Origin of the sequence: Pseudomonas soli (genome assembly GCF_021283165.2) — a bacterium.
GTDB lineage: Bacteria > Pseudomonadota > Gammaproteobacteria > Pseudomonadales > Pseudomonadaceae > Aquipseudomonas > Aquipseudomonas soli.
Genome location: NZ_CP128543.1, coordinates 2331568 through 2354705 on the forward strand (window position 1 = coordinate 2331568; position 23138 = coordinate 2354705).

General features: G+C 64.1%; 19 protein-coding genes. 5 read left to right on the forward strand and 14 right to left on the reverse strand.

Annotated elements, in window-relative coordinates:
• The first annotated feature begins 2 nt into the window (after window positions 1–2).
• The gene (gene nudC, locus LU688_RS10915; protein ID WP_104444149.1) at window positions 3–833 is read left to right on the forward strand and encodes an NAD(+) diphosphatase; all 831 of its coding nucleotides are present in this window, start codon (window positions 3–5) and stop codon (window positions 831–833) included.
• An 815-nt stretch (window positions 834–1648) separates the two neighbouring features.
• Here nudC and LU688_RS10920 read toward each other — a convergent pair.
• The 5 genes from LU688_RS10920 to LU688_RS10940 all read right to left on the reverse strand — a co-directional run bounded on the left by LU688_RS10920 (window position 1649) and on the right by LU688_RS10940 (window position 7816).
• Window positions 1649–2422 carry a TSUP family transporter gene (locus LU688_RS10920; RefSeq protein ID WP_104444146.1) on the reverse strand — a complete coding sequence of 258 codons (774 nt, stop codon included), beginning with the start codon at window positions 2420–2422 and terminating at the stop codon, window positions 1649–1651.
• A gap of 164 nt (window positions 2423–2586) precedes the next feature.
• Complete coding sequence (locus LU688_RS10925) at window positions 2587–3939, reverse strand: glutamine synthetase family protein (protein ID WP_023632200.1); 1353 nt, start codon at window positions 3937–3939, stop codon at window positions 2587–2589.
• A gap of 10 nt (window positions 3940–3949) precedes the next feature.
• On the reverse strand, window positions 3950–4501 hold the full coding sequence (locus LU688_RS10930; protein WP_104444145.1) for a helix-turn-helix domain-containing protein: 552 nt from the start codon (window positions 4499–4501) through the stop codon (window positions 3950–3952).
• Complete coding sequence (locus LU688_RS10935) at window positions 4494–5783, reverse strand: NAD(P)/FAD-dependent oxidoreductase (protein ID WP_038705837.1); 1290 nt, start codon at window positions 5781–5783, stop codon at window positions 4494–4496. The genes LU688_RS10930 and LU688_RS10935 overlap by 8 nt, the downstream gene beginning before the upstream one ends.
• An 86-nt stretch (window positions 5784–5869) precedes the next feature.
• Entirely contained in the window at window positions 5870–7816 is a 1947-nt protein-coding gene (locus LU688_RS10940; protein WP_104444143.1) for a DNA topoisomerase III, read from the reverse strand.
• Window positions 7817–8053: 237 nt separating this feature from the next.
• Between LU688_RS10940 and LU688_RS10945 the strand changes: the two genes are divergently transcribed.
• On the forward strand, window positions 8054–9904 hold the full coding sequence (locus LU688_RS10945; RefSeq protein ID WP_160291149.1) for a polyurethane esterase: 1851 nt from the start codon (window positions 8054–8056) through the stop codon (window positions 9902–9904).
• Window positions 9905–10029: 125 nt separating this feature from the next.
• Here the strand turns inward: LU688_RS10945 and LU688_RS10950 are convergent, their stop codons facing one another.
• From LU688_RS10950 to LU688_RS10980, 7 genes are all read right to left on the reverse strand, one after another.
• On the reverse strand, window positions 10030–10464 hold the full coding sequence (locus tag LU688_RS10950) for a GNAT family N-acetyltransferase (protein ID WP_023631510.1): 435 nt from the start codon (window positions 10462–10464) through the stop codon (window positions 10030–10032).
• Complete coding sequence (locus LU688_RS10955; protein WP_038705840.1) at window positions 10457–11623, reverse strand: ribosomal protein uL16 3-hydroxylase; 1167 nt, start codon at window positions 11621–11623, stop codon at window positions 10457–10459. The genes LU688_RS10950 and LU688_RS10955 overlap by 8 nt, the downstream gene beginning before the upstream one ends.
• 81 nt (window positions 11624–11704) lie before the next feature.
• Entirely contained in the window at window positions 11705–13075 is a 1371-nt protein-coding gene (gene purB, locus LU688_RS10960) for an adenylosuccinate lyase (protein WP_046856178.1), read from the reverse strand.
• 149 nt (window positions 13076–13224) lie between these two features.
• Window positions 13225–13851: a high frequency lysogenization protein HflD gene (hflD, locus tag LU688_RS10965; RefSeq protein ID WP_110605588.1), complete on the reverse strand. Its 627-nt coding sequence runs from the start codon at window positions 13849–13851 to the stop codon at window positions 13225–13227.
• Window positions 13848–14972, reverse strand: coding sequence for a tRNA 2-thiouridine(34) synthase MnmA (gene mnmA / locus LU688_RS10970; protein ID WP_023630404.1), 1125 nt, complete (start codon window positions 14970–14972; stop codon window positions 13848–13850). The genes hflD and mnmA overlap by 4 nt, the downstream gene beginning before the upstream one ends.
• Window positions 14973–15023: 51 nt before the next feature.
• Window positions 15024–15464 (reverse strand): NUDIX hydrolase, encoded by a 441-nt coding sequence (locus LU688_RS10975; protein WP_094010427.1) that lies wholly within the window; start codon window positions 15462–15464, stop codon window positions 15024–15026.
• Window positions 15465–15568: 104 nt separating this feature from the next.
• The gene (locus tag LU688_RS10980; protein WP_104444140.1) at window positions 15569–17794 is read right to left on the reverse strand and encodes an NADP-dependent isocitrate dehydrogenase; all 2226 of its coding nucleotides are present in this window, start codon (window positions 17792–17794) and stop codon (window positions 15569–15571) included.
• A gap of 451 nt (window positions 17795–18245) precedes the next feature.
• Between LU688_RS10980 and icd the strand changes: the two genes are divergently transcribed.
• Window positions 18246–19502, forward strand: coding sequence for an NADP-dependent isocitrate dehydrogenase (gene icd / locus LU688_RS10985; protein ID WP_023630408.1), 1257 nt, complete (start codon window positions 18246–18248; stop codon window positions 19500–19502).
• A gap of 73 nt (window positions 19503–19575) precedes the next feature.
• Here icd and cspD read toward each other — a convergent pair whose 3' ends face one another.
• Complete coding sequence (gene cspD / locus LU688_RS10990; protein WP_023630409.1) at window positions 19576–19830, reverse strand: cold shock domain-containing protein CspD; 255 nt, start codon at window positions 19828–19830, stop codon at window positions 19576–19578.
• A gap of 231 nt (window positions 19831–20061) precedes the next feature.
• On the opposite strand from cspD, the gene clpS reads away from it, so the two are divergent.
• The gene (clpS, locus tag LU688_RS10995) at window positions 20062–20436 is read left to right on the forward strand and encodes an ATP-dependent Clp protease adapter ClpS (RefSeq protein WP_023630410.1); all 375 of its coding nucleotides are present in this window, start codon (window positions 20062–20064) and stop codon (window positions 20434–20436) included.
• Between the two features lie 30 nt (window positions 20437–20466).
• The gene (gene clpA / locus LU688_RS11000; protein ID WP_038705843.1) at window positions 20467–22737 is read left to right on the forward strand and encodes an ATP-dependent Clp protease ATP-binding subunit ClpA; all 2271 of its coding nucleotides are present in this window, start codon (window positions 20467–20469) and stop codon (window positions 22735–22737) included.
• A 128-nt stretch (window positions 22738–22865) separates the two neighbouring features.
• Here the strand turns inward: clpA and infA are convergent, their stop codons facing one another.
• Window positions 22866–23084 (reverse strand): translation initiation factor IF-1, encoded by a 219-nt coding sequence (gene infA, locus LU688_RS11005; RefSeq protein ID WP_002553999.1) that lies wholly within the window; start codon window positions 23082–23084, stop codon window positions 22866–22868.
• Window positions 23085–23138 lie beyond the last annotated feature (54 nt).

The following is a 23138-nucleotide window of genomic DNA, read 5'->3' on the forward strand; positions in this document are numbered from 1 at the left end:
CCATGTCAGCACGCTGGACAACCGCAGTACTCGACCCGCAGACCACCGGGGGGCTGGCCGTCGCCCGCAGCCCGGACGGGTTCCTGATGGACGCCAACGGCGCGCTGTTCCCCCGTGACTGGCTCAAGCGCCAGGACCTGGACGTGTTGTGCGAGCATGGCATTGGTCACCTGGACGGCGAGCCGGTGTTCCTGCTGGAGCTGCGCAGTGCCAGCGAAGTGTCGGGTTGCGGCTGGCAGGGGCTGCGGCGGTTCATGCTTGAAGGCGACTTCGATACGTACAAGGTGCTCGGTTACGCCGCGCAGATCGGTACCTGGGCTCGCGAGCACCGGTTCTGCGGCAGCTGTGGTCAGCCGATGACGCAGATCCACTGGGAGCGGGCGATGTACTGCCAGCCGTGCGATTTGCGCAGCTATCCGCGGATTTCACCGAGCATGATCGTGTTGATTACTCGCGGCGACGAGGTGCTTTTGGCCCGTTCGCCACGCTTTGTCACCGGGGTCTACAGCACCCTGGCCGGGTTCGCCGAGCCGGGGGAGTCGGCCGAGGATTGCCTGGTGCGCGAGGTGCGTGAGGAGGTGGCGGTCGAGGTGAAGAACATCCAGTACGTCGGCAGCCAGTGCTGGCCGTTTCCGCATTCGATGATGCTCGGGTTTCATGCTGAGTATGCGGGAGGGGAGATTGTCATGCAGGCGGATGAGATCGAGGATGCGCAGTGGTTCAATGTGCATGAGTTGCCACCTTTACCGGCGGGGCGGTCGATTGCGCGGTATTTGATTGATTTGTATGTGGCGCGGCGGTTGGGGATGTCTGAGCCGGTTTTGCCTGCCTGATATCTGGTTTCTGGTTTCTGGTTTTAGTTGGGTTGGTTGGTTTTGGAAGTTGTATGCGCATTCATTTGTGATGGCGACGCTTATTCACCTTTCCGCCCTTACGGCGGCCTACTTTGGTCTTGGCCAAAGTAGGCAAAGCCGCTCGCTCCATTCATACGGCCCCTACGCTTCGCTCCGGGGTTCCCTCACTCCGGCCTTGCTCCCGGGAGGACCGCGCTGAACGCCCCATCCTGGGGCGCAGCGCTTGACGGGCATCCATGCCCGTCAAGCGCTGCGCAAGACCTCCGTTCGGCCTCCTGAAGTCGCGAAGTTACGAGCGGCGCCTGGACTGGCGCAGCTGTCGCTAGTTGGAAGCTTAGTTGATCTGTCGATTGTCGCTGGGCAGCCAATATATAACTAACTGTCAGTTAACTAGGTTTGAATTTTCATCTCTTGCTCTTGCTCTTGCTCTTGCTCTTGCTCTTGCTCTTGCTCTGCTTCTAAGCGCGCAATATTCCAGGCGCCGCCAATTGCGACTTCAGGAGGCCGAGTGGAGTTCTTGCGTAGTGGGGCGACGGCCATGGATGGCCGTCGAGCGCTGCGCCCCAGGATGGGGCGTACAGCGCGGTACCCACGGGAGCAAGAACGGAGCGAGGGAACCCCGGAGCGCAGCGTAGGGGCCGTATGAATGGAGCCAGCGGTTTTTGCCTACTTTTGCCCAAGAGCAAAAGTAGGTCGCCGTAAAGGCGAAAAGGTGACTAGATGTCGATACATTTCAAGAAGATGTATGCAAAATCAAAACAATCGAGCCAGGGCCAGAGCCAAATTTCTGATCCCTACCCAAACCAATGCTGCCAAGCCAACCGCACAGTCAACGCCAGCACCACAGTAATAAACACCGGCCGAATGAACTTGCTACCCCCGCTGATCGCCGTACGCGCCCCAAAAAACGCCCCGCCCATCACCGACACCCCCATGCACAACCCAACGATGTAATCCACCTGCCCGGAAATGACAAACACCGTCAACGCCGCAATGTTGCTGACAAAGTTCATGCTGCGCGCCACACCACTGGCCCGAACCAGGTCGATGGGATAGAGCAGCAACGTGCTCACGGTCCAGAAAGCACCGGTACCCGGCCCGGCCACGCCGTCGTAGAAGCCCAGGGTGAAGCCCTGCGGAAACTGCCACTTCCTTTTGATCGGCGCATCGGCATCCACCGGCGCCTTCGGTGTTCCGCCGAACAGCAGGTAGACGCCACAGGCGAACACGATCACCGGGAGCATCTTGTTCAACCACTCGGCCGGCATGTAGTGAGCCACCACCGCGCCGATCAACGCGCCTACCAGGGTACCGACGATCGCCAGGCGCCATTGCGCCGGATGGAACAGCTTGCGCCGGTAGTAGGTGATGCTGGCCGTGGCCGCGCCGAAGGTCGAGCTGAGCTTGTTGGTGCCCAGCACCAGGTGCGGCGGCATGCCGGCAGTGAGCAGCGCCGGGGTCGTCAGCAGGCCGCCGCCACCGGCGATGGCATCGATGAAACCTGCAACAAAGGCGACCAGGGCGAGAATCAGCAGGGTGAGCGGTTCTACGGTGAGTTCGAAGGGCATGAGGGCACGGGCAGGCTGGACGGCGGGGTGCGGCAAACGGCCGCGCTAGAGGGGCACATGGTAATCCCGGATGGTAGGGGTTGCCAGTGCCGCCTCATCGCGGGGCAAGCCCGCGCCCACGTCTGTTCGTAGCGCGTGGGAGCGGGCTTGCCCCGCGAGGGATGTCACAGGAACCAGCGATACTCCCGCGCGCTGACCTCATGGAGAAACGCCAGCTGGTCCTGGCGCTTGTTCTCGCAATAGACCATCACGAACTCCGCGCCCAACCCCTCGTTGACCGCCGGATGCCCACGCATCGCCGCCACCGCGCCGAGCATGTCCTTGGGAAAATCGATCCCGCTGCCACGGTCCTCGTTGAGCGGCGCGATGGGCTCCTGCGCGGCATCCAGCCCGTGCTCCATGCCGCACAGGATCGCCGCCAGCACCAGGTACGGATTGGCATCCGCCCCGGCCAGCCGATGCTCGATCCGCAGGTTGCGCGGATCCGACTCAGGGATGCGGATACAGGCGTCGCGATCCTCGAAGCCCCAGCTGGCGCGGCTGGCGGCGTTGACCATGGCCCCGTAGCGGCGAAACGCATTATGGTTGGCGGCGAATATCGGCATGCAATGCGGCAGCAACGCCAGGCAACCGGCCACAGCATGACGCAGCGGCCGTTGGTTATCGGCAGACAACAGGTTGTTGCCCGCCGGGTCGTACAGGCTGACATGCACATGCATGCCGCTGCCCGGCGCGTGCAGATAGGGTTTGCTCATGAACGAGGCGCGCAGCCCGTGCTTGAGCGCCACGCCCCGGGTGCTGCGGCAGAACAGCGCCGCCCAGTCGGCGGCGCGCAGGCCATCGTCGCAATGGCCGAAATTGATCTCGAACTGGCCGGGGCCAAGTTCGGCGGTGATGACATTGGCGTCCACTCCTTGGGCATTGGCGGTCTCGACCATTTCGCGCAGTACGTCGGCAAAGCGCGACAGGCGCTCGATATGCATGTTCGGCTGGTCGTCGGCATCGCCACTGGCCGGGTCGCGGGGGAACTGCGGAAGGCCCTCCTTCAGCGTCCTGTCGAACAGGTAGAACTCCAGTTCAAACGCCACCACCGGGCGGATGCCTCGGCTTTCGAGGCGTTGCAGGACGCGGGCCAGCACCTCGCGGGGTTCGAATTCGATGGGCGCCGCAGTGCCGTCCGAGGTGATCAGCATCTGCCCCAGCGGCTCTCGCTCCCAGTTCACCGGCTTGAGCGTACCGGGTACCAGGCGGCGCGGGGCGTCCGGGTCGCCGTCGTTGAAGCAGTAGTCGCCGATCGGGAACAGCCCGCCCTGCACGCCGAGCAGTACGCAGTTCTGCGGCAGCTTGAGCGGGCTGCCGGCGGCGACGTTTTCCAGCATGTCGATGGGGTAGCGCTTGCCGTAGAAATGCCCGGGGATGTCCAGGCTGATCAGGTCAACGTAGCGCACGTCGGGGTGTCGGGCGCGGAAGGCGCGCACTTCGCTGAGCAGGTCGGGGAAGCCTGTTGTACTTGTCATTGGCATGCTCTCAACGGAAGACCCAGAGAACCCGGGTCGTTCGGGCGGTCAGGTTGGCGTAGCGGAACTGGCTGTGGGGTGGCAGCTGGAAGCTGTCGTTGGGCCTGAGGGTGACGGCGTCGTCGCGGCCCTCGAGCCACAGGGTCAGCTCGCCCTCGAGGACGAAACCGCCTTGTTCCGAGCTGTCGTCCAGATGCCCCTCGCCACTGCTGGCACCGGGCGCCAGGTGGCTTTCGAGCATGGCGAAGCGGCCATTGAGGGTCGGCGAGACCAGCACGTCGGTGACCCCGGCGGCGTAGTACAGGGTGCGTCGCTCGCCGGGGCGGGTCACCCAGTCGATCTCGCGGGGCGGCACGGCCTGATAGAAATAGGTGGTCGGTACGCGCAGCGCTTCGCTGATGGCGGTCAGGTCGGCCACCGTCGGCCGCGACAGGCCGCGTTCGACCTGGGAGAGGAAGCCCAGCGAGCGGTTGACGCGAGTTGCCAGCTCGTCGAGGGTCAACCCCCGATGCTTGCGCAGGTCGCGGACCTGGCGGGCGAGGGTTTGGATATCGTCAGACATGATCGCGCATCCTGTACCAGGCCTTGGCCGCCGCCTCCAGCGGCGCGGCCAGCAGGTCGCCACCGGGGAAGCGGCCGTTATCGATGCCCTGGTAAAGCTTCAGCAGGTCGTCGTCACCGAGGATCGCGTCGCTGACCGCGCGTGCACCGGCCAGGGTCGGCAGTACGCCGTGGCCGGAAAAACCCTGCAGCCAGTAACGTTGGCCCTGGCGCCCGATATCCGGCGTGCGCTGGATGCTGCAATCGATGTGGCCGCCCCAGGCATGCTCGATGGCGACCCCTTGCAACTGTGGGAACACCCGTTCCAGGTACGGCCGGGTGGCGCCGGCGACGTCCTTGGGGATGCCACCGAGGTACGTGCAGCCACCGCCGAACAGCAAGCGGTGGTCGGGTGTAAGGCGGAAATAGTCGGGGACGAACTGGTTGTCGATCACGCAACTGTTGCGTGGCAGCAGCGAGGCGGCGAAGTCGGCGTCCAGCGGCGCCGTGGCCACCTGGTATGAGCCCACCGGCAGCAGACGACGCGACAGCGTGCGGTCGAGGCGGTCGATATAGGCGTTGCAGGCCAGCACCATTACGCGACTGCGCACCTCGCCCTGATCGGTTCGGGCGGCGAAGCCGTCGGCGTGTTCCTGGTAACCCATCACCTGGCTCTGCTCATAGATCCGCCCGCCATGCGCTTCGATCACGGCGGCCAGGCCCTGGGCCAGCTTCAGCGGGTTGAGGTGGGCGCCATTGGGATCGTACAGCGCGGCCTGGTAGCGGGGGCTGTCGACCCACTCGGACAGTTCCTCGCGGTCGATCAGGCGCAGGCAGTCGTAGTCGAGCTTCTCCTGTGCTTCACGCCGGGCGTCCTCCAGCAGTTTTACCCGGCGCGGCAACACGGCGGTCCACAGACTGCCCAGGCGGTAATCGACGTCGAAGCCATGGCGCAGGGGCAGTTCGCGCAGCTCGCCGGCGGCCCAGCACATGCTGTCCCACAGGCGCCGGCTGCGCTCCAGGCCCAGGGCTCGCTCCAGCGGGGGCATGTCGCACGACCAGCCCAGCAGTGCCTGGCCACCGTTGCGCCCCGAGGCGGCCCAGGCCACCCGGCTGGCTTCCAGCAGGGTCACGCGCTGGCCGGCCAATGTCAGGCGCAGGGCCGTATGCAGGCCGCTGAAGCCGGCACCGACGATGAGGATGTCGGTGTCGTGGGCGCCCTGCAGGGTGGGGCGCAAAGGGATGGTGGCGGGGTAGGTGCGGGCGTAGTAGCTGGCGACGTGCTGGGCGGATTGCTTGAACATGCCGGGGCCTCGTGAAATTTTTTATGATTATTTTCATGAAAAAATAGCAGAGGATTTTCATTTCGCCAGTAGATGGCGTCATTGTGCTAGGTAGCTGCCTTGCGCCGCGGCTGTCGGGGTTTGCCGGCTGCTGACTTGCCCTTGCCAGCGCTTTTGCGCTTCTTCTTCCAAGGTGCCGCGGCTTTGCCCGCCGCCGGCCCGCTGATGGTCAGGCGCATGCCGCTGCAGCGTTGCACCAGCTTGCCCATCCACGCCGATTGCCGGGCGACGAACTCCTCCAGGCTCATTTCCCCGCTTTGCACCATGTCCAGCGCCTGCTCCCAGATCGCCGTGGTGCCAGGATCGGCGATGGCCCGGGGCACGGCGTCGATCAGGCTGAAGGCGGCAGGCGTGGCCGACAGGGCCTTGCCGTTCTTGACCAGGTAGCCACGGTCGAGCAGGCCCTGGATGATGCTGGCGCGCGTCGCCTCGGTGCCGATGCCGGTGGTTTCCTTGAGCTTCTGCTTGAGCCTGGGGTCGTCCACCAGCTTGGCGACGTTCTTCATCGCCTTGATCAGGTCGCCTTCGGTGAAAGGCTTGGGGGGCTGGGTCCACAGGTCCTTCAATTGCAGATCCCGCACTGAACAGTCCTGGCCTTCGCGCAACGCCGGCAGCACTTGGGCCAGTGGCGCTTCGCGACCCTTGGCCGGGGCCAGCGCCTCAGGCAATGCCCGGCGCCAGCCCGGTTCGACGATCTGCTTGCCCACCGCCCGCAACGCATGGCCGGCGCAATCGAACTCGGCCTGGGTGCGGTCGTACTCATGGTTGGGCAGGAACTGCGCCAGGTAGCGAGCGCGGATCAGGGTGTACACCGCCTTGTACTTGGGTGGCAGGCGCGCCGGGTCGCTGGCGGCGGCGGTGGGGATGATGCCGTGGTGGGCGCTGACCTTCTGGTCGTTCCACGCCCGTGAACGGCGCTGTGGGTCCAGGTGGTCCCGCAGTGGCGCGAGGTTGCTGTCGGCGCGCTGCAAGGCGGCGAGGATGGCTGCGGCCTCGCCATGCTGGCTGAGGGGCAGGTACCCACTGTCGCTGCGCGGGTAGGTGATGAGCTTGTGGGTTTCGTAAAGGGCCTGGGCAATGTCCAGGGTTTCCTGGGCGCCGAGGCCGAGCTTCTTTGAACACAGTTCCTGCAGGGTGCCGAGGTCGAAGGGCAGCGGCGCGGCTTCGCGCACCCGTTCGGTGGCGATCTTCAGCACCCGGGCGCTGCCGGCAGCCTGCATGGCGGCAGCGGCTTGTTGCGCCAGGTCCTGTTTCAGGCAGCGGCCCTGATCGTCGCAGGCGTCCTCGGGGGCGCGCCATTGGGCGTTGAACACGGCGCCCGCACTTTCCAGCTGCACGTCGATGGCCCAGAACGGCACGGGTACGAAATCGGCGATGCTGCGGTCGCGGTCCACTACCAGGCGCAGTGTCGGAGTCTGCACCCGGCCCACCGGCAGCACGCCTTGATAGCCGGACTGGCGGCCGAGCAGGGTGAACAGGCGGCTCATGTTCATGCCGATCAGCCAGTCGGCCCGCGAGCGGCCCAGGGCCGAATGGTAGAGGCTGAAGGTCTCCTGGCCGGGCAGCAGGCGCCCAAGGGCCTTGCGGATCGAGGCATCGTCCAGCGCCGACAGCCACAGGCGCTGGATCGGCCCGCGGTAACGGCAGTGCTCGACCAGTTCGCGGGCAATCATCTCGCCCTCGCGGTCGGCATCGGTGGCGATCACCAGTTCGCGGGCTTCGCCCAGCAGGCGCTTGACCGCCTTGTACTGGCTGGCGGTCTTGGGCTTGACCGTCATCTTCCATTTTTTCGGGATGATCGGCAGGTCTTCTAGGGTCCAGCGTTTGTAGCGCTCGTCGTAGCTGTCCGGCGGGGCGGTCTCCAGCAGGTGGCCGATGCACCAGGTCACGCAGACATCGGTGCCTTGCCAGCAGCCATCGCCGCGGCGCTGGGCGCCGAGGACCTTGGCGATGTCTTTTGCCTGGGAGGGCTTTTCGCAGAGAAAGAGGCGCATGGCCGAAAACGCTTCATCGTGAAAGTTGCCCCCTAGGATGCGCAAGGCAGGGCGTGCAGGCAAGTTTTATCTGTATGCATGTACAGGTTTTTTGCCTGCATCTTTGGCAGGGACGTCATCCCTTCGGGTTGGACGAGGTGGCAAATGCGTGCCAGCTTTGCCTTTCGCCCGTCAGTCGTGTCACCGGACGATGTCGCTGGGGTGTCCTTCCTACAAGAACAACAGGGATGTAAACCAATGCCCGTATTCGATTACCGACAGCTCGACAGCACTGCCTCCTCTGCGCTGTACAAGGACGCCATGGCGCTGGCCACCTACGCCTACCATGGCATCGACGATGGCTTCAGCGCCGGCTACCAGAAATACGGCTTCGGCCTTGGCCTGCCGGCCACGCTGGTCAAGGCGCTGATCGGCGGCACCGACAGCCAGGGCGTGATCCCCGGTATCCCCTGGAACCCCGACTCCGAAGCCCGGGCCCTGGCCCAGGTCAAGGCCGCCGGCTGGTCGCCGATCAGCGCGGCGCAACTGGGCTACCAGGGCAAGACCGACGCCCGCGGCACCTTCCACGGCGAAGCGCCGGGCTACACCTCGGCGCAGGTGGAGATCCTCGGCCGCTATGATGCCGCCGGCCAGCTCAGCGCTATCGGTATCGCTTTTCGCGGCACCAGCGGCCCACGCGAGAACCTGCTGGGCGACACCATCGGCGACGCCATCAACGACCTGCTGGCGGCGATCGGCCCGGCAGGTTATGCCCGTGATTACGCCGGCAACGCATTCGGGCAGTTGCTCGCCGATGTGGCGGCCTTTGCCAAGGCCAACGGCCTGAGCGGCGCGGATATCACCGTCAGTGGTCACAGCCTCGGCGGCCTGGCAGTCAACAGCCTGGCCGACCTGAGCGGCTCGCGCTGGGGCGGTTTCTACCAGGATGCGCGCTACGTGGCCTTCGCCTCGCCAACCCAGGCCGCCGACGCCAGCAAGGTGCTCAATATCGGCTACGAGAACGACCCGGTGTTCCGTGTGCTCGACGGCACCTCGGCAACCTGGGGCACCCTGGGCGTGCACGACGGCGCCAAGGCCTCGGCCACCAACAACATCGTCAACTTCAATGACCACTACGCGTCCGACGCCTGGAACCTGCTGCCGTTCTCCATCGGCAACATCGCCACCTGGCTGTCGCACCTGCCGACGGCCTACACCGATGGCCTTGGGCGTGTGCTGGACTCCTCCTTCTATCAGTGGACCAGCCGCGACTCGACCATCCTGGTCAGCAACCTATCGGACGTGACCCGTGGCTCGACCTGGGTCGAGGACCTCAACCGCAATGCCGAGCCGCACAAGGGCAGCACATTCATCATCGGCTCGGACAAGGACGACCTGATCCATGGTGGGCGCGGCAACGACTACCTCGAAGGCCGGGCCGGCAACGATACCTTCCGCGATGACGGCGGTTTCAACCTGATCGACGGCGGTGCCGGCCATGACACCCTGAAGCTGCAGGATGCCTTGGCCAACCTGAGCATCGCCCGGGATGGCGAAGGCACGCTGTACGTGCGTGACGCCGAGGGCGGCATCAGCCTGGTGCGCAATGTCGAAAACCTGGTGAGCAAGGAGTCCAGCCTGCTGATCTTCAGCAAGGAAGTCAGTCACGCGGTGGCGGCGCAGGGGTTGTTCGAAAGCGGCAAGATCACCCCCTATGCGTCCTCGCTCAACGGCACCCAGGCAAGCGACCAGTTGGTGGCGGGCAACCAGGGGCAGTGGCTGTTCGGCCTGGGCGGTGACGACCGTCTGCAGGGCGGCGCCGGCAATGACGTGCTGGTCGGTGGCTCGGGCAACGATGTGCTGATGGGTGGCGGCGGGCGCGACACCTTCCTGTTCAGCGGCCATTTCGGCCAGGACCGGGTGCTGGACTTCACAGGCCAGGACCGGCTGGTATTCATTGGCGTGGAAGGCGGCACCGCCGCGCCGGACTGGCGTGCCCATGCCAGCCAGGTGGGGGATGACCTGGTGCTGAAGTTCGGCGGGGACAGCGTGACGCTGGTGGGGATTGCGGGGCAGGGGGTTGGGGATGGGCAGATCGTGATTGCTTGATCCTGGGGCTGCGGTTCGTCGGCACGACAAGTTGGCTCCCACAGCGACGGCGCTTGGCTTGAGAGGGGCGCGGTCGGTGTGGGAGCCGGCTTGCCGGCGATGGCCGGCGCAAGCCGGCCCACTGCTCAGGCGATTTCGCGCGAATCCCGCACCATGTCGACGTGCGGGATGCCTGCCTCCAGGAATTCCTCGCTGACCACGCGGAATCCCAGGCGCTCGTAGAATGGAGTGGCATGTACCTGGGCGCTGAGCATCTGCTTGGTAAGGTCGCGGTTCTGCGCCTCGACAATGACCGCACGCATCAATGCATCGCCCACGTTCAAGCCGCGCCAGTCCCTGAGCACCGAGACCCGGCCGATGGTGCCGTCAGGCAGCAGGCGCGCAGTACCGATCGGGTAGTCGCCCTCCAGGGCCAGGAAGTGCACGGCGGTCGGGTCTTCTGCGTCGAATTCCAGCTCCGGCGGCACGTGCTGCTCGGCGACGAACACGGCGCTGCGGATGCGGTGGATGTCGGCATTGTCCTTGTGCCAGTCGGCCAGTCGAACACTGATCTTATTCATCGGCGAATCCCAGGCTGCCTTGCATGACCAGCTGTTGTACCAGCATCAGGCCGTCTTCGTCCTGCAGCCACTGGCCAAGGTTGTCGATGTGCAGGGCATCGGCGGCGCACACCAGCTTGAGCAGTTCGCGCAGTTTGGCCGGCAGTGGGCAGCTGCGCCCGCTGGCGAACAGCATCAGGTCGTCGTTGAGCTCGGACCAGGCCATGCGTGCGCTTGGGTTGCGGATCAGCACGGCGCCCTGTTCGAGGTAGTTGATCAGCTCCTGCTCGCTCAGCTCTTCACCGACAACCTGCTCAGGGTAGCGCGGCTCGGTCATGAACTGGCCGAACCAGGTCAGCAGCAGGTCCTTGTCGGACATATGCTTGTCGATCAGCGCCTTGAGGCGGTCCAAGGCATCGTGCTGGATCTGGTGCGGGTCGCTGACCGGCTGGGCGTCGGCATCGCTGTAGCGCTCTTCATCCGGCAGGAACTGGCCGAGGAAATCGGTGAAGTGGGTCAGCACTTCGGCGGCGCTCGGGGCGCGGAAACCGACCGAGTAGGTCAGGCACTCGCTCTCGGCGACGCCGTAATGGGCCAGGCGAGGCGGCAGGTAGAGCATGTCGCCGGGTTCCAGGGTCCACTCGTCGCTCTGCTCGAAATCAGCGAGGATGCGCAGGTCGGCGTGGTCGATCAGCGCGCTGTCGCTGTTGCACATCTGGCCGACTTTCCAGTTACGCGTGCCGTCGCCTTGCAGCAGGAATACATCGTAGTTGTCGAAGTGCGGGCCGACGCTGCCGCCAGGCGCGGCGTAGCTGATCATCACGTCGTCGATACGCCAGCTGGGCAGGAAGCGGAACTCCTCCAGCAGCTCGGCCACTTCCGGGACGAACTGGTCCACGGCCTGTACCAGCAGGGTCCAGTCGCGCTCGGGCAGGTCGCTGAAGGCGTCCTCGGCGAACGGGCCGCGGCGCAGCTCCCACGGGCGCTCGCCGTGCTCGAGCACCAGGCGCGACTCGACTTCCTCTTCCAGGGCCAGGCCAGCCAGCTCGTCGGCGTCGATGGGGCTGACGAAGTCAGGGAAGGCCTGACGTACCAGCAGTGGCTTCTTCTGCCAGTAGTCGCGCAGGAATTCACGGGCCGTGAGGCCGCCCAACAGTTGCAGTGGAGTATCAGAATTCATGTTCAACCTATTGAAAAAACGTAATTTTCGTACGGGAATAAAAACGCCCGGCCAGGCCGGGCGTTGCACGCGACGGTCAGCTTAGATGCGTTTGGCCTGGGCCACCGCGTTGCCGATGTAGGTCGCCGGGGTCAGCTGCTTGAGCTCGGCTTTGGCTTCGGCCGGCATGTCCAGGCCGTCGATGAAGGTCAGCAGCGCGTCAGGGGTGATGCCCTTGCCACGGGTCAGCTCCTTGAGCTTCTCGTAGGGGTTTTCGATGTTGAAGCGGCGCATCACGGTCTGGATCGGCTCGGCCAGGACTTCCCAGCAGGCATCCAGGTCGGCGGCGATACGGGCTTCGTTGACTTCCAGCTTGCCGATGCCCTTCAGGCTGGCCTCGTAGGCGATGACGCTGTGGGCGAAGCCCACGCCCAGGTTGCGCAGCACGGTGGAGTCGGTCAGGTCACGCTGCCAGCGCGAGATCGGCAGCTTGCTGGCCAAGTGCTGGAACAGTGCGTTGGCTATCCCTAAGTTGCCTTCAGAGTTTTCGAAGTCGATCGGGTTGACCTTGTGCGGCATGGTCGAGGAGCCGATTTCGCCGGCAACGGTCTTCTGCTTGAAGTAGCCCAGCGAGATGTAGCCCCAGACGTCGCGGTCGAAGTCGATGAGGATGGTGTTGAAGCGGGCGATGGCGTCGAACAGCTCGGCGATGTAGTCGTGCGGCTCGATCTGGGTGGTGTAGGGGTTGAACACCAGGCCCAGCTCGTCTTCGATGAAGGCGCGGGCGTTGGCTTCCCAGTCGATCTGCGAGTAGGCCGACAGGTGGGCGTTGTAGTTGCCCACGGCACCGTTGATCTTGCCCAGCAGCGGGACGGCGGCCACTTGCGCGATCTGGCGCTCCAGGCGGTAGACGACGTTGGCCAGTTCCTTGCCCAGGGTGGTCGGCGAGGCCGGCTGGCCGTGGGTGCGCGACAGCATCGGCACGGCGGCGTGGGTGTGGGCCAGGGTGCGGATCGCTTCGGCGATCTGACGCATCAGTGGCAGCAGCACTTCGTCACGGCCGGCGCGCAGCATCAGTGCGTGGGACAGGTTGTTGATGTCCTCGCTGGTGCAGGCGAAGTGGATGAACTCGCTGACCTTGGCCAACTCAGGCAACTGCGCGGCCTGCTCCTTGAGCAGGTACTCGATGGCCTTGACGTCGTGGTTGGTGGTGCGCTCGATTTCCTTGACGCGTTCGGCGTGCTCGAGTTTGAAATCGGTGGCCAGGCTGTCCAGCACGGCGTTGGCTTCGGCGCTGAACGCCGGCACTTCGCCGATCTGCGGGTGGGCGGCCAGGCGCTGCAGCCAGCGCACTTCGACCAGGGCGCGGAAACGGATCAGGCCGAATTCGCTGAAAATGGGGCGCAGGGCCTGGGTTTTGCCGGCATAACGGCCGTCTACAGGGGAAACCGCAGTGAGCGAGGAGAGCTGCATGGGGTGTTCTCGGACAGTCAGGCTTTTGGAAGGGCGCATATCATACATGAAAAACGCGCCCGGGTCGGGTGGCTGACCAAAGGTCGGGCCATTTCGAAGCGTGTGTTATCTGGCGTGGGAGCGGCGGCGCACCGCTCCCACGGTTCATTTCAATCGGCGGTACGCATCATCCCGTACAGCTCGTTGAGCAGCTTGCGCCGGCTGAACACCAGCTGCCAGCGGTGCCCGCCCAGCTGGCGCCACAGGCGCGCGGCGCGAATGCCGGCCAGCAGCAGGGCGCGGATCTTCGAGGCGTTGCTGGCCTGCTGCAGGAAGCGCATGTCGCCATGCACCTGGATACGCTGGCGCAGGGTGCTCAGGGTGTCCTGGTACAAGGCTCCGCTCGAGGCGATGACGTTTTCATGAACCAGGCCGAAATGCTCGGCCTGGGCCTGGATCTGCGGCAGGCGGTTGCCGATGGTATCGAGCATGTCGCCACGCTTGTTCAGCTGGCGCTCGAGGCCCAGCATCGACAGGGCGTAGCGCAGCGGCTCGCGTTGCAGGCTGCTGGGGTCGCGCTCCAGGGCGCCGACCAGCGCCCGGTAGCCGTCGCGCAGGTTGATGTCGTCGCCGCCGAACACTTCCAGGGTGTCCTTGGGGTCGACCACCAGCAGGCTGCCGAGCATGCAGCCGATATTGGCTTCGCTGGCCTGGCCGGTGCGGGCGATGCGGTCCACCAGCACGGCGGCCTGGAACACGCCGCCCAGGGCAATCAGTTGCTCCTGGAGGTTGTTCATGGGCGCGGGCTCCAGGGCTCGGCGACTTCGATCACGCCGCCGCCCAGGCATACCTCGCCGTCATAGAACACTACCGACTGGCCCGGGGTGACGGCGCGCTGCGGCTCGTCGAACACGGCGCGGTAGCCGCTGGCGGTCTGCTCCAGCGTGCACTGCTGGTCGGCTTGGCGGTAGCGCACCTTGGCGGTAAGTTTGCGCGGGCTCGACAGGTCGATCGGGTTGACCCAGAAGATTTCCGAGGCCAGCAGGGCGCGGGAGAACAGCCACGGGTGCTCGTTGCCCTGGCCGACCACCAGCACGTTGCGCGACAGGTCCTTTTCCAGCACGTACCACGGCTCGTCGCTGGCGTCTTTCAGGCCGCCGATGCCCAGGCCCTGGCGCTGGCCGATGGTGTGGTACATCAGGCCGTGGTGCTGGCCGATCACTTCACCCTCGGTGGTCTGGATCTCGCCCGGCTGGGCCGGCAGGTACTGCTTGAGGAAGTCGCTGAAACGGCGCTCGCCGATGAAGCAGATACCAGTGGAGTCCTTCTTCTTGGCGGTGGCCAGGCCGTGTTTCTCGGCGATGGCGCGTACCTCGGGCTTTTCCAGTTCGCCTACCGGGAACAGGGTGCGGGCGATCTCCTTGCCGCCGACGGCGTGCAGGAAATAGCTCTGGTCCTTGTTCGGGTCCAGGCCCTTGAGCAGCTCGGTCAGCTCGCCCGTGTCGCGGCGGCGCACATAGTGGCCGGTGGCGATCAGGTCGGCGCCCAGGGACAGGGCGTAGTCGAGGAAGGCCTTGAACTTGATTTCGCGGTTGCAGAGGATGTCCGGGTTCGGCGTGCGGCCGGCCTTGTACTCCTCGAGGAAGTGCTCGAACACGTTGTCCCAGTATTCGGCGGCGAAGTTGGCGGTGTGCAGCTTGATACCGATGCGGTCGCACACGGCCTGGGCGTCGGCCAGGTCTTCGCGGGCGGTGCAGTATTCGGTGCCGTCGTCCTCTTCCCAGTTCTTCATGAACAGACCTTCCACCTGGTAGCCCTGCTCCATGAGCAGAAGGGCGGAGACGGAAGAGTCCACGCCGCCGGACATGCCGACGATGACGCGGGTCTTGGCGGGGTCTTTGAGTGCTGGGCTGGTCATGGCTACCGATGTGTATCAGAGGGGAAAAACGCCGATTCTATCAAACCGGCGTCAGTCGCGCAGCAGGTCAAGGCTGTGCAGTGGGCCTTGGAGGTAGTCGTCGAGGCAGCGTGGCACCAACTCGCTGCGCCAGCGCGACGGCTCGGCCAGCAGTTCGTCGCGGGTCAGCCATACGGCGCGGACGATGTCGCTGTCCAGGGCGCGGTCCTGGTGGTGGCGCACGGGGCGGGCGGCGAAGCAGATGCGCTGGTAGGTGACGCCGTTGCTGGGGGCGGTGTACAGGTAGATACCGACCACGCCGGTGAGCTCGACTTCCCAGGCGGTTTCCTCGAGGGTTTCGCGCAGGGCGGCCTGGGTGATGGTTTCATTGGCTTCGAGGTGGCCGGCGGGCTGGTTGAAGACATGCTGGCCGGCCTTGAACTCCTCGACGAAAAGGAACTTGCCCTCGTGTTCGACGACGGTGGCGACAGTGATGTGGGGTTGCCAGGTCATTGGGGTTGTCCTTTTGCATGCTGGGGGCTGCGCAGCAGACCCAGTCCCAGAAAGCACAAACCCCGGTGCGTGGCCGGGGTTTGTGTTGTTACGTCAAGCGAACCTTACAGTGCGGCGATGGCGCTGTTCAGGGTCTGGCTTGGGCGCATCACCTTGGCGGTCAGCTCGGCATCCGGGGCGTAGTAGCCACCGATGTCGGCCGGCTTGCCCTGGACGGCGTTGAGCTCGGCGACGATGGTCGCTTCGTTCTCGCTCAGGGTCTTGGCCAGCGGGGCGAAGCGCGCCTGCAGGGCGGCGTCGTCGGACTGGGCGGCCAGTGCTTCTGCCCAGTACAGGGTCAGGTAGAAGTGGCTGCCACGGTTGTCGATACCGCCAACCTTGCGCGAAGGCGACTTGTTGGTGTCGAGGAACTTGCCGGTGGCCTGGTCAAGGGTGTTGGCCAGGACCTTGGCGCGCGGATTGTCGTAGGTGTTGCCCAAGTGCTCCAGGGAAGCGGCCAGGGCCAGGAATTCACCCAGCGAGTCCCAACGCAGGAAGTTCTCTTCAACCAGCTGCTGCACGTGCTTTGGTGCCGAACCACCGGCGCCGGTCTCGAACAGGCCACCGCCGTTCATCAGCGGCACGATCGACAGCATCTTGGCGCTGGTGCCCAGCTCCATGATCGGGAACAGGTCGGTCAGGTAGTCGCGCAGCACGTTGCCGGTCACCGAGATGGTGTCCTTGCCTTCGCGGATGCGGGCCAGGGAGAACTTGATGGCGTCGACCGGGGCCAGGATGCGGATATCCAGGCCGGCGGTGTCGTGATCCTTCAGGTACTGCTGCACCTTTTCGATCATCACGCCGTCGTGGGCGCGGGCCGGGTCCAGCCAGAACACCGCCGGGGTGTTGCTCAGGCGGGCGCGGTTGACGGCCAGCTTGACCCAGTCCTGGATCGGCGCGTCCTTGGTCTGGCACATGCGGAAGATGTCACCGGCTTCGACGTTCTGCTCCAGGATGACCTTGCCCTTGCCATCGACCACGCGCACGACGCCGTCGGCCTTGATCTGGAAGGTCTTGTCATGGGAGCCGTACTCTTCGGCTTTCTGCGCCATCAGGCCAACGTTCGGCACGCTGCCCATGGTGGTCGGGTCGAAGGCGCCATTGGCCTTGCAGTCTTCGATGGTGGCCTGGTAGATACCGGCGTAGCAGCGGTCCGGGATCACGGCCTTGGCGTCCTGCAGCTCACCTGCGGTGTTCCACATCTTGCCCGAGTCGCGGATCATCGCCGGCATCGAGGCGTCGACGATGACGTCGCTCGGTACGTGCAGGTTGGTGATGCCCTTGTCCGAGTTGACCATGGCCAGGGCCGGGCGAACGGCGTACAGGGCCTGGATATCGGCTTCGATCTCGGCTTGCTTTTCAGCAGGCAGGTCCTTGATGCGGGCGTACAGGTCGCCGATGCCGTTGTTGGCGTTGAAGCCCACTTCGGCCAGTGCGGCGGCGTGCTTGACGAGCACGTCGTTGTAGAACTCTTCGACGATCACGCCGAACATGATCGGGTCGGAAACCTTCATCATGGTGGCTTTCAGGTGCACCGACAGCAGCACGCCGGAGGCCTTGGCATCGGCGATCTGCTCGGCGATGAAGGCTTTCAGGGCCTTGCGGCTCATGGTGGCGCAGTCGATCACTTCGGCGGCTTTGACGGCGGTCTTTTCTTTCAGCACGGTGGTGCTGCCGTCCTTGCCGACCAGTTCGATGCGCAGGCTGTCGTCAGCCTCGATCAGCGCGGCCTTCTCGCTGCCGTAGAAGTCGCCCTGGGTCATGTGGGCAACGTGCGACTTGGAGTCGGCGGCCCAGGCGCCCATCTTGTGCGGGTGCTTGCGGGCGTAGTTCTTGACCGACAGCGGCGCGCGGCGGTCGGAGTTGCCTTCGCGCAGGACAGGGTTCACGGCGCTGCCCTTGATGCGGTCGTAGCGGGCGCGCGATTCTTTCTCTTCGGCGCTGGCCGGCTCGTCGGCGTAGTCGGGGATGTTGAAGCCCTTGGCTTGCAGCTCCTTGATCGCGGCCTTCAGCTGTGGAACCGAAGCGGAAATGTTCGGCAGCTTGATGATGTTGGCTTCAGGGGTGGTGGCCAGCTGGCCCAGTTCCGCCAGGTGATCGCCTACCTGCTTCTCGCTGCCCAGTTGCTCCGGGAAGGCGGCGAGGATACGGCCGGCCAGGGAGATGTCGCGGGTTTCGACGGCGATGTCGGCGCAGGCAGTGAAGGCCTCGACGATCGGCAGCAGCGAGTAGGTGGCGAGGGCGGGGGCTTCGTCGGTGAAGGTGTAGATGATCTTGGAACGGGTGGGCATGCGGGTTAACTCTCTATGTGCTGAGCGTACTCGAGTCTCGAGGTGCGCAGGGTAGGCGCTTCGCCCTGGCGACGCCATGAGCGGAAAGTCGAGAGGCTGCGAGCGGTGATGGTGGATGCATCAGTCGAGCGTCAAGTGCTGGGCCGCGGTAACGACCCAGGCTTTGTGGTCATTCATGACCAAGGGCGAGCCGCATTTTCCTAGGGTTCGCCCCGGTGACCCTATGGTCGCGCCGGAGTATATCAAACCCTTTGGGCTAATCAGCAAGGCGAAGTGGTATCAGCGCATTTATAAGACCAAAGACGTAGGGGCAATGTGGCGTGTTGCCGCAGGCATTTGCCACCTGTTTGCCGGTGTTGGCGGGCTCCTGCCTTGCAGGTCGGCGGATGTGGTTTAGGCTCAGTGGATCGCACGATTTCCAATCACACCAGGAAAAGCGGAGTAGTGCAGCATGGGATACCAGAAAATCAAGGTTCCGACTGATGGTGCCAAGATCACCGTCAATGCAGACCATTCGCTCAATGTTCCCGATAACCCCATCATTCCCTACATCGAAGGCGACGGCATCGGCGTGGACGTCTCGCCGGTGATGATCAAGGTGGTCGATGCCGCCGTGCAGAAGGCCTATGGCGGCAAGCGCAAGATCGCCTGGATGGAGGTGTATGCCGGCGAGAAGGCCACCCAGGTCTATGACCAGGACACCTGGCTGCCCCAGGAAACCCTGGATGCGGTGAAAGACTACGTGGTGTCGATCAAGGGGCCGCTGACCACACCGGTCGGTGGCGGCATCCGTTCGCTCAACGTGGCGTTGCGCCAGCAACTCGACCTGTATGTGTGCCTGCGTCCGGTGGTGTGGTTCCAGGGCGTGCCGAGCCCGGTGAAAAAGCCAGGCGACGTCGACATGGTGATCTTCCGCGAGAACTCCGAGGACATCTATGCCGGTATCGAGTGGAAGGCCGGCTCGCCCGAGGCGAACAAGGTGATCAAGTTCCTCAAGGAGGAAATGGGCGTCACCAAGATCCGCTTCGACCAGGACTGCGGCATCGGCGTCAAGCCGGTGTCGAAGGAAGGCACCAAGCGCTTGGTGCGCAAGGCTCTGCAATATGTCGTTGATAACGACCGCAAGTCGCTGACCCTGGTGCACAAAGGCAACATCATGAAGTTCACCGAAGGTGCCTTCAAGGACTGGGGCTACGAGGTGGCTCGCGACGAGTTCGGCGCCGAATTGCTCGATGGCGGCCCGTGGATGAAGTTCAAGAACCCGCGGACCGGCCGCGAGGTGATCGTCAAGGATGCCATCGCCGACGCCATGCTCCAGCAGATCCTGCTGCGCCCGGCCGAGTACGATGTGATCGCCACGCTCAACCTCAATGGCGACTACCTGTCCGACGCATTGGCGGCGGAGGTGGGCGGTATCGGCATCGCGCCGGGGGCCAACCTGTCTGACACCGTGGCCATGTTCGAGGCCACCCACGGCACCGCGCCGAAGTACGCCGGCAAGGATCAGGTCAATCCGGGGTCGGTGATCCTGTCGGCCGAGATGATGCTACGCCACATGGGTTGGACCGAGGCCGCGGACCTGATCATCAAGGGCACCAATGGCGCCATTGCGGCCAAGACCGTGACCTACGACTTCGAACGCCTGATGGAGGGCGCGACCCTGGTCGGCAGCTCGGGCTTTGGCGAGGCGCTGATCAAGCACATGTAAGCGTGAAAAAACCGGTCGCCTCTTTGTTAAAGGGGCGACCGGTTTTTTCGTTTACCGGCAGACAGCTCAGAGATCAGACTTCGACGGTGCTGCCTGGGTTCGTGGCGCTGGCCTGTACCGTGCTGGTGGCGCTTTTGATCTCTGTCGCGTGAAGCCCTTTGGGGCCCTGGATGATCTCGAAGTTCACGGATTGGCCGGCTTTCAGCGTCTTGTACCCGTCCATCTGGATCGCTGAATAGTGGGCGAACAGATCATCGGTCTTACCGTCCTCGTTGATGAATCCGTAGCCCTTGGCATTGTTGAACCACTTGACTTTACCGCTTGCCATCCCTATGTCCCTCTGCAAAGGACTCCATCACTGGAGTATCATCCACTTCATCCGCATACGAACCTTGCGAGAAAATCTGGTTGACTGCGCGGATCTTTATCGACCACGGTGGGTTCTTATTGGTTGTAACACCGTTTTGCCGATAGTCAAGGTCAGCCGGCGCCCGCGCCGGGAGGGGCCTGCGCGGTCAACCCACAACCTTAACCTGTCGATCATGATGAAATTCTTTCCATGCATGTACTCAGTGAGATTCGACTAACATTCAATCAGGATCGCCCGCAGTCGCATGAGGACGGGCACGAGGACGATGGCGCGGGCCTTGCCGTCCAGGAGGCCAAGCCGATCCTGCAGGCGCCACCGATGTACAAGGTGGTTTTGTTCAACGATGACTACACGCCAATGGATTTCGTCGTCGAAGTGCTCGAGACGTTCTTCAATCTGAACCGCGAGCTGGCGACCAAGATCATGCTGACCGTCCATACCGAAGGGCGGGCAGTGTGCGGATTGTTTACCCGTGACATCGCCGAAACAAAGGCCATGCAGGTCAACCAATACGCCAGGGAAAGCCAGCATCCGCTACTCTGTGAAATCGAGAAGGACGGTTAATCGCCGACCACTTGGGTATGAGGTGAAGCTATGTTAAACCGCGAGCTCGAAGTCACCCTCAATCTGGCCTTCAAGGAGGCCCGTTCGAAACGTCATGAGTTCATGACCGTCGAACACCTGCTGCTGGCACTCCTTGACAATGAGGCTGCCGCGACCGTTCTGCGCGCCTGTGGCGCCAATCTCGACAAGCTCAAGCACGACCTGCAGGAGTTCATCGATTCCACCACCCCGCTGATCCCCGTGCATGACGAGGACCGCGAGACGCAACCGACGCTGGGCTTCCAGCGCGTGCTGCAGCGTGCCGTGTTCCACGTGCAGAGCTCCGGCAAGCGCGAAGTGACCGGCGCCAACGTGCTGGTGGCGATCTTCAGCGAACAGGAAAGCCAGGCGGTGTTCCTGCTCAAGCAGCAGAGCGTGGCGCGTATCGACGTCGTCAACTACATCGCCCATGGCATCAGCAAGGTGCCGGGCCATGGTCCGAACACCGACAGCGACCAGGACATGCAGGATGAGGAGGGCGGCGAGGCTTCCTCTTCCAGCAACCCGCTGGACGCCTACGCCAGCAACCTCAACGAACTGGCCCGTGCCGGTCGTATCGATCCGCTGGTTGGCCGGGAGCAGGAGGTCGAGCGCGTCGCGCAGATCCTAGCTCGTCGGCGCAAGAACAACCCGTTGCTGGTCGGCGAGGCCGGCGTCGGCAAGACAGCCATCGCCGAAGGCCTGGCCAAGCGCATCGTCGATGGCCAGGTGCCCGACCTGCTGGCCCAGAGCGTGGTCTATTCCCTGGACCTCGGCGCGCTGCTGGCTGGCACCAAGTACCGTGGCGACTTCGAGAAGCGCTTCAAGGCGCTGCTCGGCGAGCTCCGCAAACGGCCGCAGGCGATCCTGTTCATCGACGAGATCCACACCATCATCGGTGCCGGCGCGGCTTCCGGGGGCGTGATGGATGCCTCCAACCTGCTCAAGCCGTTGCTGTCGTCCGGTGAGATCCGTTGCATCGGCTCCACCACGTTCCAGGAGTTCCGCGGCATCTTCGAGAAGGATCGTGCCCTGGCGCGTCGCTTCCAGAAGGTCGATGTCACCGAGCCGTCGGTGGAAGACACCGTGGGCATCCTGCGTGGCCTGAAAGGCCGCTTCGAAAGCCACCACAACATCGAGTACAGCGACGAGGCCCTGCGCGCCGCCGCCGAACTGGCTTCGCGCTACATCAATGACCGGCACATGCCGGACAAGGCCATCGACGTGATCGACGAAGCCGGTGCCTATCAGCGCCTGCAGCCGGAAGCCAACCGGGTCAAGCGCATCGACGTGCCGCAGGTCGAGGATATCGTCGCCAAGATCGCGCGGATCCCGCCAAAGCATGTCACCAGTTCCGACAAGGAGCTGCTGCGCAACCTTGAGCGTGACCTGAAGCTGACCGTGTTCGGCCAGGATGCCGCGATCGACTCGCTGGCCACTGCCATCAAGCTGTCCCGTGCCGGCCTCAAGGCACCGGACAAGCCGGTGGGCTCGTTCCTGTTCGCCGGCCCCACCGGCGTGGGCAAGACCGAGGCTGCTCGGCAGCTGGCCAAGGCCCTGGGGGTCGAGCTGGTACGCTTCGACATGTCCGAGTACATGGAGCGGCACACTGTGTCGCGGCTGATCGGTGCGCCGCCCGGCTACGTCGGGTTCGACCAGGGTGGCCTGCTGACCGAGGCCATCACCAAGCAGCCGCACTGCGTGCTGCTGCTCGATGAAATCGAGAAGGCCCACCCGGAAGTCTTCAACCTGCTGCTGCAGGTGATGGACCACGGGACCCTGACCGACAACAACGGGCGCAAGGCGGACTTCCGCAACGTGATCCTGATCATGACCACCAACGCCGGTGCCGAAACTGCCGCGCGGGCCTCGATCGGCTTCACCCACCAGGACCACTCCTCCGACGCCATGGAGGTCATCCGCAAGAGCTTCACGCCAGAGTTCCGCAACCGCCTGGACACCATCATCCAGTTCGGCCGCCTGTCCCACGAGACGATCAAGAGCATTGTCGACAAGTTCCTTATCGAACTGCAGGCTCAGCTGGAAGACAAGCGTGTGTTGCTGGAGGTCACCGACGCCGCGCGCGGCTGGCTGGCGGCCTCGGGCTACGACGTGCAGATGGGCGCGCGGCCAATGGCGCGGCTGATCCAGGACAAGATCAAGCGGCCGCTGGCCGAAGAGATCCTGTTCGGTGAGCTGGCCGAGCATGGCGGTGTGGTGCACATCGACCTGCGCGATGATGAGCTGGTGTTCGATTACGAGACCACGGCCGAGGTTGCGTAACGACCATCGCGGGGCCAGCCCGCTCCCATGCCAGCAGAAACTGACGTGGGAGCGGGCTGGCCCCGCGATGCTTTTAAGCGTCCACAAAAAAGCCCGGCACAATGGCCGGGCTTTTTCATGGCTTGAGCTTAGCGCGCACGGTAGGTGATGCGGCCCTTGCTCAGGTCGTACGGCGTCAGTTCGACGCGGACCTTGTCGCCAGTGAGAATACGGATGTAGTTCTTGCGCATCTTGCCAGAGATGTGCGCGGTAACGACGTGCCCGTTTTCCAACTCCACGCGGAACATGGTGTTGGGCAGGGTGTCGACGACAGTGCCTTCCATTTCGAAGCTGTCTTCTTTCGACATGCAGTAAAGCCCTCGGTATCCAGTGATGGCCCGACGCACGACTGCACCGGGCAA